General features: G+C 69.5%; 8 protein-coding genes, 1 tRNA gene and 1 pseudogene. 8 read left to right on the top strand and 2 right to left on the bottom strand.

What is annotated here, in order from left to right; genetic code table 11:
• Positions 1 to 273: pseudogene (locus TR48_RS14595) on the top strand (DEAD/DEAH box helicase); the annotation flags it as partial.
• 466 nt (positions 274 to 739) lie between these two features.
• A complete protein-coding gene (locus tag TR48_RS14590; protein ID WP_042366905.1) occupies positions 740 to 1,426 on the top strand; it encodes a nucleotidyltransferase domain-containing protein in 687 nt (228 codons plus the stop codon).
• Positions 1,427 to 1,449: 23 nt separating this feature from the next.
• Here the strand turns inward: TR48_RS14590 and TR48_RS14585 are convergent, their stop codons facing one another.
• Positions 1,450 to 2,442: an SPFH domain-containing protein gene (locus tag TR48_RS14585; protein ID WP_042366964.1), complete on the bottom strand. Its 993-nt coding sequence runs from the start codon at positions 2,440 to 2,442 to the stop codon at positions 1,450 to 1,452.
• A 107-nt stretch (positions 2,443 to 2,549) separates the two neighbouring features.
• Here TR48_RS14585 and TR48_RS14580 point away from each other — a divergent pair.
• Positions 2,550 to 2,622: transfer RNA gene (locus tag TR48_RS14580), tRNA-Lys, on the top strand.
• Positions 2,623 to 2,691: 69 nt separating this feature from the next.
• Here TR48_RS14580 and TR48_RS43235 read toward each other — a convergent pair.
• Positions 2,692 to 2,832: a hypothetical protein gene (locus TR48_RS43235; protein WP_161789831.1), complete on the bottom strand. Its 141-nt coding sequence runs from the start codon at positions 2,830 to 2,832 to the stop codon at positions 2,692 to 2,694.
• A gap of 184 nt (positions 2,833 to 3,016) precedes the next feature.
• Between TR48_RS43235 and pglW the strand changes: the two genes are divergently transcribed.
• The 5 genes from pglW to pglX all read left to right on the top strand — a co-directional run bounded on the left by pglW (position 3,017) and on the right by pglX (position 14,817).
• Entirely contained in the window at positions 3,017 to 7,462 is a 4,446-nt protein-coding gene (pglW, locus tag TR48_RS14575; protein WP_042366892.1) for a BREX system serine/threonine kinase PglW, read from the top strand.
• Positions 7,463 to 7,531: 69 nt separating this feature from the next.
• The gene (locus tag TR48_RS14570; protein ID WP_152627977.1) at positions 7,532 to 8,017 is read left to right on the top strand and encodes a hypothetical protein; all 486 of its coding nucleotides are present in this window, start codon (positions 7,532 to 7,534) and stop codon (positions 8,015 to 8,017) included.
• Complete coding sequence (locus TR48_RS14565) at positions 8,014 to 9,441, top strand: KGGVGR-motif variant AAA ATPase (protein ID WP_052442678.1); 1,428 nt, start codon at positions 8,014 to 8,016, stop codon at positions 9,439 to 9,441. The genes TR48_RS14570 and TR48_RS14565 overlap by 4 nt, the downstream gene beginning before the upstream one ends.
• A complete protein-coding gene (locus TR48_RS14560; protein WP_042366890.1) occupies positions 9,438 to 10,901 on the top strand; it encodes a hypothetical protein in 1,464 nt (487 codons plus the stop codon). Before TR48_RS14565 ends, TR48_RS14560 begins: the two co-directional genes overlap by 4 nt.
• A gap of 124 nt (positions 10,902 to 11,025) precedes the next feature.
• Positions 11,026 to 14,817: a BREX-2 system adenine-specific DNA-methyltransferase PglX gene (gene pglX, locus TR48_RS14555; RefSeq protein ID WP_042366888.1), complete on the top strand. Its 3,792-nt coding sequence runs from the start codon at positions 11,026 to 11,028 to the stop codon at positions 14,815 to 14,817.
• Positions 14,818 to 14,883: the final 66 nt, after the last annotated feature.

Below are 14,883 nucleotides of genomic sequence, written 5' to 3'. Positions count from 1 at the left end.
GACGACCGTCGCGATGACCGTGGTGGCTTCCAGCGCCGTGACGACCGCCCGTCCTTCGGCGGCAGCCGTTCCTTCGGCGACCGTGACCGCGACCGCCGTCCGTCCTTCGGTGCGCGCCGCGACGACCACCGTCCGGCCTCCGGCAACTTCCGCCGTGACGACCGTCGTGACGACCGCGGCGGCTTCCAGCGCCGTGACGACCGTGGCCCGGCCGGCTACCGCGGCGGTTCCGGCGCCGGTTCCGCCGAGCGCAAGCCGCGCTGGAAGAACTGACCATTTCGCGGACCGCTGACGCGGTCCGACCGAGCCGACAGGCCGTCCCCGTTTCCGGGGGCGGCCTGTCGGCCGTTTCGGCCTGTGGCAGCTGATTCCGGCCGGAACAAGCGCGGGGACGGCAACGGCCCCGGCCCGGAAACGCAAAGCGGCCCGCAGGCTGGTTCCTCGGTCCCTGCGTCCAGGGGCCGGGGCATCGGGGACGATCCGATGAGCCTGCGGGCCGGGTGACTGCTTTGGTTTGCGCTTGCGCGCCAGTGTTGGAGTGTCCGTTCTGGGAGCTACCCGTCACGGACGGGGCAGCGCTAGCGCGCAGCCACCTCACGCGTCCTGGTAGTACTCAACTCAGGATCACCTCCTTTCAGTGTGCGATCACAGTAGGCAGACGTCCGCGCCGCATGCAATGGCTTTTTTCTCCGGCATAAACCGGTGGCCCGCGAAGCCGCGTGGCCACGACACTCGCCGGATGAACGCCCAAGCTAACCCCCGGAGCACCGTCCTGCTCGAAGGCGTCGTCGGCTCGACCGCCTACGGCCTGGCCCACGCCGGTTCCGACGTGGACCGGCTGGGCCTGTTCGCCGTGCCGACGGAGCAGCTCTTCGGGCTGCACCGGCCGGGGGAGTCGGTGGTGAGTACCGCGCCCGACCGCACCCTGCACGAGGCGGCGAAGTGGTGCCGCCTGGCCTTGGGTGCCAATCCGACCGCCTCGGAGCTGGTGTGGCTGCCGGACGACTGCTACCTGGTGCGCACGCCGCTGGGCGAGGAGCTCATGGCCGTCCGGCGGTCGTTCCTGAGCGAGCGCGCCGTCCGGAACGCGTATCTCGGCTACGCCACCCAGCAGTTCCGCAAGCTGGTCGCCAAGGACGGCCGGGGTGACGCGCCGCCCGCGCGGCTGGCCAAGCACGCCCGCCATCTGCTGCGGCTGCTGGAGCAGGGCGTCCACCTGCACCGCAGCGGCGAGCTGCGAGTGCGGGTGGACGATCCGGAGCGCCTGCGCGCGCACGGTGAGCGCCTGGCGCAGCGCCCGGCCGAGGCCGAGGCCCGGCTGGTCGAGGCGGAGGCCGCCTTCGACCAGCCGGGCGCGCTCCCGTCCACGCCCGACGAGCGACCGGTCGAGGCGTGGCTGGGACGGGTCCGCCGGGCGTTCCTGTGAGCCCGCTGGCGGCAGGACGGCGGCTACTTGCCTCCGGGCTGCGTGACCGCGAAGCCGGAGCCGGGAGCGAAGGTGGTGACGGTCGGCGGGATGGCCTTCATCTCGTCGATCGTGGCGCAGGCCGGGCAGGCCGAGTAGCCCTGCTGCCGGATCTCGTTCGCCTGCGCGTCCGCCTTCGCCTGCGCGACCTTGGCCTGGGCCTCCGACACGGCCGCGAACGCGGCCTGCGCCCGGTCGACCGCGGCCTGGACGTTGTCCGGCAGCGTCACCCGGACCAGGTCGAAGTGCAGGTCGACCAGGAACTTGTCGCCGAGCGTGGTCTGCAGGTCCTGGGTGAGGGAGGTGTTGATCGCGTTCTGGACCGCCGCGATGTTGGAGTTGCTCGTCGCGGCCGTGCTGCTACCCGAAGCCGTGGCGCTGCCGTTGTTCTGCACCAGGGCGCAGGACGAGACCAGCTCCGCGCAGCGGAAGTTGCCGATCTGCCGGCGCAGATCGTTGTCGATCACCGGCCGGACGATCTCGTCCAGGAAGGCGGACCAGCCGGCGTCGCCGTCGTAGGCGTGGTACGCGTGGCCGTCGACCGAGTTGAAGGTGCGGGTGCCGAACTTGTTGTCGAAGTCGCGCAGGGTCCTGTCGTCCAGGTTGAGCGAGAAGTAGAGCGTGCCCTCGATGCCCATCTGCACGCCGTCGGAGGAGGGCGTGGACACCACGTCGACGCCGGGCCGGTCACCCCGCTTCGGGTCGGCCGTGATCGTGTAGAACCGCTGTTGCGCGGGGTACTTGTGGCTCTCGGAGTACCAGCCGATCCAGCTCAGCCCGGAGGCCGGCTGGATCACCTGCCGGATGTTCCGGTCGTCGAACGGCCCGCCGTTGCGGACCACCGCGACCTCCCCTGCGTCCGTCCGGTCGAACGCGTCCGAGAACGACACCCCCACGTTGATCAGCACGATCGCGGCGACTGCCGCGGCAGCCCCGAAGACGATCCGCTTGTGCTTGATCTGCCGTATCAGCCTCATGTCCTGCACCACACCGAACCGCCCCCGCCCGGTTCCGTACGGCGGACTCGCAGTACCAGGTAGGCTACGCCTGGCCGGTCCCCGCCGGCCGGGCCGCACGTGGCCCCGGGGCGCTAGCTCAATTGGCAGAGCTGCGGACTTTTAATCCGTAGGTTGTGGGTTCGAGCCCCACGCGCCCCACTCGACGAAGGCCCAGCTCACGCGCTGTGAACTGGGCTTTTTGCCTTTCTTGGCCCTTCTCGGGTCGTCCTAATTGTCGGCTGGCGTACCGAAGGCGTACCGGTCGGTGCAGAGGCCGACCAGATGGCTGAGCATCAGCGGTCCGGCGCACGGTGAGCCGGTCGAGATCTTGGTCGTCGGGGTGCCGGTGACCATTCGCACGGACTTCAAGAAGATCACCTGAGCGGCCAGAAGAGTCCCGGAGCAGCCTCCGGGCGCCTCTGTCGGTGTGGTCTGCCAAGCTTGGGCCTCAGCAGAGCGGGCAGAGCGAAGAGCGGAAGGGTGCGGTGTCGGTGGTCGGGCCACGGATGAGTTTCTCGCTGGGTGACCGGGTCGGAACTGCTGGGGACTCCCAGTGAACCCGGCGGCGGGAGCGAACCCTCCGAAGCCCGCACCTCGGCCACGCCGCGAGCGCTGGTTCCAGCCGCGCCGATCCGGTTACCGCTGGGAGCAGGAGGGGCTGGACCACCTTCGGCAGCTGATGCCGCAGACCGAGCCCTACCGTGCCTGGGCGACCTTCCAGTTCACCGGTGCCATGGGCCGCGTCAACGAGTGCGATCTCCTGATCGCCGTGCCCGGTGGCGTGTACCTGCTGGAGCTCAAGGGACACCCCGGCAGGGTGTCGAACCACGGAGACACCTGGCAGTTCCACTCCGACCGGGTACGTACTCTGAAGAATCCGCTGTATCTCACCGATCTCAAGGCCAAGGAGCTCAAGGGGCAGCTGGAGCGGGCCGCCCGGTCCACTGGGGTGGACCCCAAGCGCATTCCCTTCATCAAGCCCGCTGTCTTCCTCCATGACACCGGACTCGTGAGCGAGCTCGACGAGTTCCAGCGTGCGTCCGTCTTCGGTAGGAACGACACCGCCACCGGCCTGCCGAAGATCTGGGACGACCTGCTGGGCCTGCCGCCGGAGCGGGAGAGCTGGCGTGTCACGCCTCAGCAGAGCCAGCTGCTCGAAGAGCTGATCAACCACATCGGGATCAGCCGCTCCACGGACCACTTGCGCTTCGGGGAGGGCTGGAGCCTGGAGCCGCGCGCCCTGGACGCAGGCCCCGGCTGGGAGGACCGGCTCGCGGTTCGCGACGACGGCCTGGTGCAGGAGACCGGCCGGGTGCGCATCTACCTCGCGGGCGAGGCGCCGAGCCCGGAGCAGCAGCTCAAGGTGAAGCGCGCCGCCGAGCGCGAGTACCAGGTCCTGCAAGGGATCAATCATCGTGGCATCGTGCAGGCGGTCCAGATCGCCCCCCACCAGGGGAGCTCCGCGATTCTCTTCCGGCATCGCGCCTCCGACCTTCGCCTCGACGCCTATCTCGACGCCTACGGCGGACGTCTTACTCCGACGGTCCGGCTCACCTTGGTGCGCCAGCTCGCCGAGGCGGTGCGCTATGCGCACAACCGCTCGCTCTACCATCGAGCGCTGTCGGCACGCTCTGTCTATGTGAGCGCGAAGGAGGACGGCAGCTCTCCTGTCCTGCACATCGCTGACTGGCAGACCGCAGCGCGGGACTTCGAGACCTCCCTGCACCGGTCCTTGGGGGACACCCCGCTGGACTCCGGGTTGATCGCCGATGTCGCGCAGGTCTATCTCGCCCCGGAAACCAGCCGCGAGTTCGCCGACCCTGTCGACCTGGACGTCTTCGGTGTGGGCAGCCTGAGCTACCTGCTGCTCACAGGGCGTTCACCTGCCGAACGGCGAAGCGCCCTGGTCGACCGCTTGGCCGCGGAGGGAGGTCTGCATCCGTTCGCCGTAGCCGACGGCATCTCCGCCGCCCTCGACGACGTGGTGTTCCGGGCCACGGCGGCAGACGTCCGCGACCGGCTCACCTCGGTGGACGAGTTCCTGCGACTGCTCGACGCGGCCGAGGCCGATGCCGTGCCCGCCGAGTCGGTGGCTGCCGCCGTCGCCGACCCACTGACGGTCCAGCCGGGCCAGCCGCTGGACGCCACGTGGACCGTGTCCAGGGTGCTGGGCACCGGCGCGACCTCTCGTGCACTGCTGGTGCACCAGGTCTCGGAAGCTGGAGTGCCCGAGGCCGACTCACTGCGTGTGATCAAGGTGTCTCTCGATCGGGACAAGGACGCTCACCTCTATGCAGAGGCGAAGGCCCTCCACCAGGTGGGCGGCGGAAAGATCGTCAAGCTGCTCGAAGGACCGCGTGAGCACTCTGGTCACACGGTGCTGGACATCGAGTACGCCGGAGGGTTCCGCTCGCTGAACGACCGCGAGCCGGTCAGCCTGGGGTCGCGGCTGCGAGGCGAGGGCGCCCTTGGATACGACCAGCTTGAGACCTTCGGCACCAACCTTTTCGAGGCGCTCGACAGTCTGGCCGCCCACGGGGTGCGGCACCGCGATATCAAGCCGGACAACCTCGGCTTGTTCAAGCGCAGTGACGGTTCGTGGCAGCTGATGCTCTTCGACTTCTCCCTGGCCGAGGCGAGCGACGACAACATCGAGGCCGGGACTCGCGGTTACCTCGACCCCTTTCTCGGTGACAGCAGCCGGGCCCGTTACGACGACCACGCCGAGTGGTACGCCGCCGCGGTGACCCTGCACGAGATGGCCTCGGGCGAGCGTCCGGTCTGGGGTGACGGGCAGGGTGACCCCCGCACGGTGCGCGACGCCGAGCTGTATGTCGCGCGTGAGCTGTTCGACCCGGCCCTGAGCGAGGGCCTGACGCGCTTCTTCGAACGGGCGCTGCATCGGGACGCACAGCAGCGCTACGACAGCTTGCGTCAGCTGAAGGAGGCTTGGCGGCAGGTCTTCCACGCGGCGGATTCCGCGCGGCCGGCCACCACGCCCGCGACGGTCGGCTTGACCGCGGAGGACATCGAGGAGGCCCGCGAGCAGGCCGCGGCGGCAGCGACCCTGGCCACTCCGCTTGGGGCGGCCGGGCTGTCGCCCCGCGCGGTGTCGGTCGCGGCCGGCCTCGGGGCGTCCACGGTCGGCGCCCTGCTCGACGTGCCACCGCACACCATCTCGCGCGCCAGGGGCGCGGGGAACGTGATCCGGAAGGAGCTGAACCGCCGGCACCGGCAGTGGAGCCATGAACTGAGGAAGCGTCAAGCGGCGCATCCCTCCGCGGCGCTGTCGGCCGATGCTCCCGAGGAGGGGCTGGAGTCGATCGAGACTCTCGCTGCCAGGCTTGATCCGGCCGAGGGCAATCGCCGGAGCAAGCCGCGGCCGGACATCGTTCGCACCACACTTCAGCTGCATGGCGCGGTGCCACTGGAGATCTGGCCGGCCCAGCCGCGTATCGCCAAGGCGCTTGGGATAAGTCAGCCGACCGTGTCGCAGCATCAGCGGGCGGCTCTGGAGCAGTGGGCGGGCCAGTCCTGGCTTCGTCGCATCCGGGACGAACTTGTCTCCGTGCTGGCTGAGCACGGCCGGGTGATGACCGCCGAGGAGCTGGCGGCCGAGCTGCGGGTCAGGCACGGTGCGGGTGAGGCCGATCGTGACGACGTGCAGCACCGCGCTCTCGCCGTGGTGCGCGCCGCCGCCGAGACGGAGGCACGAAAGCGCAGCGAAGAGGAGGGGTCGGCCGAGCAGCAGCCCGGGGACGAGGGCGGTCTCGCGGAGGGGCCTGCCCGGCTGGCCGTGCTGCGCCGCGCGGGCCGCGTGGTGCTTGCTCTGGAGGACCAGCCTGGTGCGGATGAGCCGACTCCTGCCGAGCTGGCCGACTACGCGGCAGAGCTGGGGGCCGTGGCCCAGGCCGTGTCTGCCCGTGACCCGCTCCCCGGAAGGGCCACCATCCTTAGGGAGCTCCGGGCTGTGAGGGCGCCCGAGGGGGCACCCATGGCAGACACCCGCCTGGTGGAGCTCGCGGCCGCAATGGCGGGCGAAGTCGGCGTCTCACCGCGCCTGGAGCTCTACCCGTTGCAGCTGAGCCTCGCCCGGGCTCTCAGGATCTCCCAAGCGCCCGCTGCGGTGCGCGTCGGGGCCGGCGCTTCGGCTGCGGATCTGCTTGCTCGCGTCCGCTCCCGTTTCCCAGGTCTGACGGTCCTGGACGACACCACCTACGTCGAGCTGGAGGAAGCTCTCGCCGAGGCCGAGTTCCCCGTGGTCTACAGCCCGCAGCGCAGGCTCTTCCTGCCTCGGGAACGGGAGTCCGCCGACAGCCGGCTCGGCGCGTCGGCGTCCGCCCTGACGAGCACAGGGGCTCTGATCACGGCCGCGCAGAGCCAGTTCGCGCGAGGACAGGACCCACGGGAGCTGCTGGCGGGCCGACTTGACACGGCACGGCGCCGCGGCGGATTCGTCGCCCTCACTCTCAAGGCGGCCGAACTGCCGGGCATTGCGACGGAACTGGTGCGCCGCTTCGAGCTCGTCCCGGTCCGGCTGGACGAGCTGTTCCTGGCCGCCTTGCAGGAGTTGACCACCGAGCAGGGCATCCGCTGGCAGGCGCTGCTCAAGGCGGATGCCCAGTTCGCCGGCTCGGGTGCCGTCGGCGCCGCCCTGGCGTCGTACACCCGCCTCGCTGCCGAACGGGTCACCGAGCGAGTGGTCTCGATCGCGGAGGAGGCCGGTCCACGCACCGTCCTGTTGGCCCACGAGACGGCCCTGGTGGCCCGCTACTGGGACGCGGGTGGGCGGGACCTGCTGGTGCGGCTCCAAGGTGTCGCCCGACGCCCCGCGGACGCCCCGCACGGGCTGTGGCTGCTGGCTCCCATGGAGGATCCCCAGGCAACTCCGTCGCTGGACGGTCGCACGGTGGACGTCGTGGACTGGGTCAGCGAGTGGGTGATCCTGGACGGCTTGTTCCTGCGGAAGCTCAAGGCGGTGCCGGAGGTCAAGGTGTGAGCAGTGGCGGACGGGTGCGTTCAGTAATCCACGACCCGACGGGCAATGACGGAGCCTAAGATCGCTGGTGTGTCTGCCAAGCCGGTCGAGGACCACTACGCCAGCGCCGCTCAGCGGCACTTCGAGGACGGCGTCTTCCTGCACGACGACGGGCGTCTGCCGAACGCGGACCACCACTACGGCTTCGCGGCGGAGTGCGCGCTGAAGAGCCTCCTGCTGCGTCTGGTGCCGGAGGTGTCGATGGGCCCGAAGAAGCCTGGGAAGCCACCGGCCACGAAGCCCTGGTTGCCTGACCCTAATGATCCGAACCGGGCCCTGGATCTGGGACACATCCAGGGCATGCTCGACGTTCTGCCTTGGTTGCTGCGGGGTCGCGCCGGCGCGGCTGTGTTGGCGGGGCTTGCCAGTCATCCTGCCGAGTTCCGTGCCTGGAGCGAGAGCGACCGCTACACCGACGGCAGCGAGGTGCTGGAAGGGACGGTCGTCCGGCGTAGGCTGGCGGCCGAGGAGATCGTGAAACTGCACAACCAGCAGCTCGGAGGAGTGCGTCCGTGACCCCCTTTCCCACGCGGGTGCGCTTCGACGAAGCGCGCGCGATTGCCTTCGAGCTCGCTGGTGCAGTGTTCGGGCAGGGCGTGGACGTGCTGGTCGTCCGCGACGTCCTCGGACGCTTCTCGCTTTTGTTGGACGACCGGGCCGAAGGGGTCGCCGTCACGGAGGAGCAGTACGAGCGGTGGCACATCCAGTGGCAGGAGCGACTTGGGCGCTATGCGGGTGACCGACCCGTGGCGCTCGCCACTCAGATGTTCGCGGCGGATGCTTTGCTGGAATCCCCGCGGGTAGTGCCGGACCAGGGCGGCGCAACGGCCGGGGGCGGCGTGCGGTTTCTCGACAACACCGTCGTCGGCGAGAACTGGAGCCGGGTGACGTTCCCCGGACCCGAGGCGGACGGAAGCAGGACCCACCGGACCGCACTCTACGGATTCAAGGGCGGAGTCGGCCGCACCACCGCCACCGCGATGCTGGCACGCCACCTGGCCGACCAGGGCCACATCGTGCTGGTGGTGGACCTCGACCTGGAGTCCCCCGGAGTCGGCAGCCTGCTCACGGGCGGCGCGCCACTGCCGAGCTACGGCGTGGCGGACCAGTTGGTCGAAGCGGCGCTGGGCAACGACGGGGGCTTGGAGATCGTCGCGCGCAGTGGGTTCGAGCCCAGGAATCAGGGCGAACTCTGGGTCGCTCCCGCGCGGGGCGCGGGAACTGACGGCGTGCATTACTCCTACGTGGACAAGCTGAACCGCATCTACGCGGACACCGCGGACGCGGACTTCGCCCAGCGGTTGGAAAACGCGGTCCGCGCCTGCGAGGACGCCGTGGAGCGGATCGGTGACAGCGGGCGCCGCCCCGACGTCGTGCTGCTGGACAGCCGGGCAGGTATCCATGACGTCGCCGCGGTCGCCATCTCCCAGTTGTCCGACCTGGCCCTGCTCTTCGGTTCCGACAACGCGCAGACCTGGGCGGGCTACGGAGACCTCTTCGCCTCCTGGCAGCTCTCCGGGCAGGCGAGACCGATCCGCGAGAAGCTGCGCATGGTTGCCTCCATGGTGCCGGACTCGGTGCACCACCCTATGGAGAGGTACCTGGAGTCCTTCCGCTCGAACGCCTACGACTGCTTCGCCGTACTGTACGACGACGTGGCAGCGGATGAGACAGCGGAGGCAGAGGCAGCGGGCCAGGCGTACTCTCCGGCGCTGACCGACGAGGCCGCCCCGCACGCGCCGATCCCGATCCTCTTCGAACCAGGTCTGGTGGGGATGAACGCGCCGGACTCGCCGGACTGGCAGAACCGCGCGTTCGTGCAGGCCGCGTACCGTGACTTCCTGGCGACGGCGGCACAGCTGATCACAGCCAGCCCGGGTGACGAAGCTACTGCGGGTGCCACCGACGGACAAAGCAGGGAGGAGGAAGAGGCGCGATGACGGAGCCGCTCTCGGCGGGCGACTATCGGCAGTTGCTGGCGGACGCGCTGGAGAACGCCACCGAGGCCGACACCAGGCCCCCGACCGAGCACACGCTCTACATGCCCGACTCGCACCGCTCCGCGCTGTACGTGGACAACACGGTCGTGCAGGGTGGACGCGGCGTCGGTAAGACCTTCTGGTACCGCTCGCTGCTGATGGCGCCGCTGCGGGAGCACGCTGCCGTCGAGTACCGCATCAACCGGCTCCGCCGCCTGCGGGTGGCCCCCGGCTACGGCATGACCCTGGACCGGGAGCACTACCCCAGCGCCCTGATGCTGCGGGAGCTGGTCCGCACCGGGGCCGAGCCCTACGACATCTGGTACGCCGTACTGCTGGTCTCGCTCGGTCGGACGGAGCTGTGCGAGCTGCCCGAGTGGCCGGACCGGGTCGCCTGGGTGGCGGCCAACCCTGGCGAGGCTCAGCGCACGGTCGAGCAGGCCGACGAACGGGCCAGCGAGGAGAACCTCGTCCACCTCCTCCTCTTCGATGCGCTGGAGCATCTGCACGCCGACCGGAGCCAGAACGACCGGCTGGCCGCAGGCATCCTGCAACTGGCCCTGCACATGCGGTTCGGCACGCGGAACATCCGCTTCAAGGTGTTCATCCGGCCGGACCTTCTGGACGGCGCGAAGTTCTACTTCCCCGACGCCTCCAAACTGGTGGCCGGTAATGCCGCACGGCTGGAGTGGACCCGCACGGATCTCTACGGGCTGCTCTTCCACTACCTGGGGAACCAGGAGGGTGAGCTGGGGGCCCGCTTCCGCGGCGTCACCGGAGGGTGGGGCGAGGGGCCCCGGTATGTGCCACCGCTGGCCCTGCGCAACGACGCCGGGCATCAGGAAGCACAGTTCGAGCAGATCGCCGACCCCTTCATGGGGGCCAACTTCCGCAAGGGCAAGCCCTACACCTGGCTGCCGAACCACCTCATGGACAGCCGTGAGCAGGTCAGCCCGCGCAGTTTCCTGCATGCCCTGGCGAAGGCGGCTGCCGGCACGGGGGCCCGCTACCCGGACCACGAGCGGGCGCTGCACCACGACGCCATCCGCGAGGGCGTGCAGGCGGCCTCGGAGGTGCGGGTGGCTGAGATCAGCGAGGACACCCCGTGGGTGCGGCTGGCCATCGAGCCGCTCCGGGGCTGCCAGGTCCCGATCGAGGATTGGAAGGTCATCGACCTCTGGCGGGACGCCGGGCTGTCCGAGGCGCTGCAGGAGGACGCGGCACGCTACGCCCAGCTGGACGAGCCCGCCCTGGTGCACACCGGTCCGCGCCACCCCGACGACCTGCCGCGGCTGGTCGAGGAGCTCGACCGGCTCGGCGTGATGCTGCGCCGCAGCGACAAGCGGCTCGACCTGCCCGACGTGTACCGGATCGCCTTCGGGCTCGGCCGCCGGGGCGGCGTGCCGCGGACCGCCCGCTGAAGCGGACGGACCGGGTGGGTGGCGGAAGCGTGACTGCTCCCGGTCGGCGGGCCTGAGCTGGCAGGATGGGCGGATGCACCGTGGCGGCACGGCGCACGCGTGAAACAAGGAGAGGCTCCCGCCGGTGTCGACAGAGCAAGCCCGCACGACGTCCGCCGCGTCGCTGGACCGCGACGCGCTGCTCAAGGACCTGCAACGGCAGGTCGAGGCGCTCCGGCACGATCTGCGCGAGCGCGCCGAGCGCGAGCCCGGCTACGCCGACCGGCTGCGCCAGGAGTACGAGCGCGCGGCTGCCTCCGAGCGCACCACGGCGGGTATGTTCGAGAGCTGGCTCGAAGAACGCCTGGTGCAGATCGCCGCCGCCTGGGTGCTGTCCTGCGTCTTCGTCCGCTTCTGCGAGGACAACCTGCTGATCCCGGAGCCGTGGCTCTCGGGGCCCGGCGACCGGCTCGCGGAGGCTCAGGACCGGTACGACGCGTTCTTCCGCCGGAGCCCGGAGCTGAACGACCGAGACTGGCTGCTTGCGTCCTTCGCGACCCTGCGCGAAGCCCATCCGACCACAGCTGGACTCTTCGACGAGCGCTTCAACCCGCTGTATGAGGCCATGCCCTCCTACGGGGCGGCCAGCGGGTTGCTGGCCTTCTGGCGCGAGCGCGGCGCGGACGGCGAGGTGCGCTATGACTTCAGCGACCAGGAGAACCTGGACACCCGCTTTCTCGGCGACCTCTACCAGGACCTGTCCGAGCATGCGCGGAAGACGTACGCGCTGCTCCAGACGCCGGTCTTCGTCGAGGAGTTCATCCTCGACCTGACGCTGGAGCCGGCGGTCGAGGAGTTCGGGCTCGACCCGGTCTGGGGCCACCAGCCGAGCGGCTGGACGGGCGAGGTCGACGAGGACGGCCAGGCGCGCGGGCTGCGCTGCATCGACCCGGCCTGCGGCTCCGGCCACTTCCTGCTGGGCCTGTTCGATCGGCTGCTGGCCAAGTGGCGCGAGCTGGAGCCGGGGACGGAGAACTGGACGCTGGTCCGGCGCGCGCTGGAGTCGGTCCACGGCACGGACAAGAACCCGTTCGCGGTCTCCATTGCCCGGTTCCGGATGCTGGTCGCCGCGATGAAGGAATGCCGGGTCAGGGAACTGCGAGGGGCTCCGGCGATGCCGATTCGCGTCGCCGTCGCCGACTCGCTGCTGCACGGGCGAGCAGACGGTGGCGAGGAACTGGCGTGGGACTTCGACGGTCCGTCGAGCGGGAGTGAGGCGTTCACGTACCAGACGGAGGACGTCAACGAGTACGTGAAGAGCGTCGACATACTGGGCCGGGGCAGCTACCACGTCGTCGTGGCCAATCCGCCGTACATCACGGTCAAGGACGAGACGGAGAACCGGAACTACCGTAAGGCGTACTTCGCCTGCTCGGGGAAGTACGCGCTGTCGGTGCCGTTCGCGCAGCGCATCTTCGAGCTGGCGGTGCGGGCGGGTGGCAGCCGCCGCGACGGCGGGTTCACCGGGCAGATCACGTCGAACTCGTTCATGAAGCGGGAGTTCGGCAAGGTCCTGATCGAGTCGTACTTCCACGGCGGCCCGTACAAGGACCCGGTGAGCAGGCACAAGCGTGACTTCGCGGGCGTGGAGCTGACGCACGTCATCGACACCTCGGGTGCGTACATCCCGGGCCACGGCACCCCCACGGTCATCCTGGCCGGTCGCAACCAGGTCGCGCGACAGGCGCAGCCGATTCGGACGGTACTGGGCGTGCGGGGTGAGCCGGGCGTGCCGGAGGACGGTGGGCTGGGGTCGGTGTGGGTGGCCATCACCAAGCAGGTGGGGCGGCCGGGGAGCGAGTCGGAGTGGGTGAGTGTCGAGGACGCGCCGCGGGAGCGGTTCGCGGAGCATCCGTGGTCGCTCAGTGGGGGCGGTGCTGATCGGGTTTTCGATGCTATTGAGGCGGCGGCCACGTTGCGTCTAAAGGCGCAGGCATTTCGAGTAGGCGTATTCGGAATCCCTGGTGCCGACGAGGCCATGATCGCTCCACGGGCGACCTTTACTGCGGCGGGAATTCCCGGTGGGCATATTCGAGCATTGGTGGTTGGTGACGAGCTGCGCGAATGGAGGGAGCTTGCTGGTCAATACGTATTCTTTCCGTACTCTTCGAAGCACGAACCCCTCTCGATCGAAAGCCTCGCAGTTTCCCTTCGTTGGATGTGGCCGAATCGTACTGAGCTGGGAAACCGGGCTACATTCAGCAGGGAGACGTACTTCGAAGCAGGTCGCCCATGGCACGAGTGGCATCAGCTGCCCAAGGATATCGGGTCGAATCAGTGGTTTATTGCCTACGCAGAGGTTGCGACGCACAATAATTTCGTCCTCGATCGAGGCGGGAAGGTATTCAAGCAGACCGCGCCGATTATCAAGCTTCCCGAGAGTGCTGGCGAGGCTCAACATCTGGAGCTGCTGGGGCTGCTGAACTCGTCGACTGCCTGTTTCTGGATGAAGGAAGTGAGTCACCTCAAGGGTGGCAGCGGGATCGGCCGTGGAGTGCAGGACGAGCCCTGGGAGGATCGGTATGCCTTCAGTAGCACCCGTCTCCAAGAGTTCCCGCTCCCGATCTCGCTCCCGCTCGTGCTAGGACGCGCCCTCGACACGCTCGCTCAGCAGTTGGCCTCCCACGAGCCCGCCGTGCTCGCGGCCTCCGCCGTGCCCACCCGCGCAAGGCTCGACGTGGCTCGCGCCGCGTACGAGGCGGTTGGAGCGCGCATGATCGTGTTGCAGGAGGAGCTGGACTGGACCGTCTACGGCTCCTACGGCCTGCTCAGCGCCAAGGACGTCGCCGCGGCGACGATCCCGCTGCCGGAGGATCCGTCCTCCCTCACCGACGCGGACGTGCCCGCCCTCGCCCTCGGCCAGCGTGCCTTCGAGATCGTCATGGCCCGCCGCCAGCAGGCCGGTGATCTGGATACGGCCTGGTTCGAACGCCACCGCTCGACCCCGATCACCGAGATCCCGACCACCTGGCCCGAGTCGTACCGCCGGGTCGTTCAGGCCCGCCTCGATCTCATCGAGGCGAACAAGGACATCCGCCTCATCGAGCGCCCGGAGTACAAGCGCCGCTGGTCCTCCGAACCGTGGGAGAAGCGCGAGGCCGCCGCGCTCCGCGCCTGGCTGCTGGACGCCGCCGAGCGACGGCACCTGTGGTTCGAGGAGCGCGACGACTTCGTCGCGCCGCGCGTGCTCACCGTGAACCAGTTGGCCGACGCGTTGCGCCATGACGAGGACGTGCAGTCCGTCGCCGCCCTCTACGCAGCGGACCACCTGGGCAAGCGGGACGCGTCCCTCGCCGCCGTGTACGCGTCCGTCCTCGACACCGAGCACGTCCCCTACCTCTCCGCTCTCCGCTACAAGGAGGCCGGCCTGCGCAAGCGGCGCCTGTGGGAGCAGGTCTGGGAGCTGCAGCGTGAGGAGGACCGGACCGGGGAGTCGCTGGGCATCAGCGTTCCGCCGAAGTACACCGGTGCCGACTTCCTCAAGCACTCCTACTGGTCCAACCGCGGCAAGCTCGACGTCCCCAAGGAGCGCTTCGTCTCCTACCCTGGGGCCTCGCCGGACAACGACCCGTCCCTGCTGCTCGGCTGGGCGGGGTGGAACCACCGGGAGCAGGCGGAGGTGCTGGTGCACCTGCTGAACGACCGGGTCGAGCGTGACGGATGGACGCGGGAGGACCCGCGCTTCGTGCCGCTGCTCGCCGGTCTCCAGGAGGTCATGCCGTGGGTCGCGCAGTGGTACGACCAGGACGACCCGGAGTGGGGCGGCAACCCGGCGGAGGAATTCCGGACCATGCTGCGGACCGGACGTGAGGAGCGGCACCTCTCCGAGGCCGATCTGGAGAACTGGCGGCCGGAGCGGAAGCGGGGCAGCCGTTGATCGTCCCGATTCACACGTCCGGCCCTGACTGTCAGCCTGAGCTGGCAGGATAGAGGTCTGTGACGC

The sequence above is a fragment of the Streptacidiphilus neutrinimicus genome, from assembly GCF_000787815.1.
Classification (GTDB): domain Bacteria; phylum Actinomycetota; class Actinomycetes; order Streptomycetales; family Streptomycetaceae; genus Streptacidiphilus; species Streptacidiphilus neutrinimicus.
The sequence above is the reverse complement of the archived record's forward strand: the minus strand, read 5'-3'. Positions and strand labels throughout refer to the sequence as shown.

Bases quoted from the DNA above. Each gene is read 5' to 3' on its own strand.
- TR48_RS14590 (WP_042366905.1), top strand. From the start codon at position 740: ATGAACGCCCAAGCTAACCCCCGGAGCACCGTCCTGCTCGAAGGCGTC.
- TR48_RS14585 (WP_042366964.1), bottom strand. From the start codon at position 2,442: ATGAGGCTGATACGGCAGATCAAGCACAAGCGGATCGTCTTCGGGGCT.
- TR48_RS14560 (WP_042366890.1), top strand. From the start codon at position 9,438: ATGACGGAGCCGCTCTCGGCGGGCGACTATCGGCAGTTGCTGGCGGAC.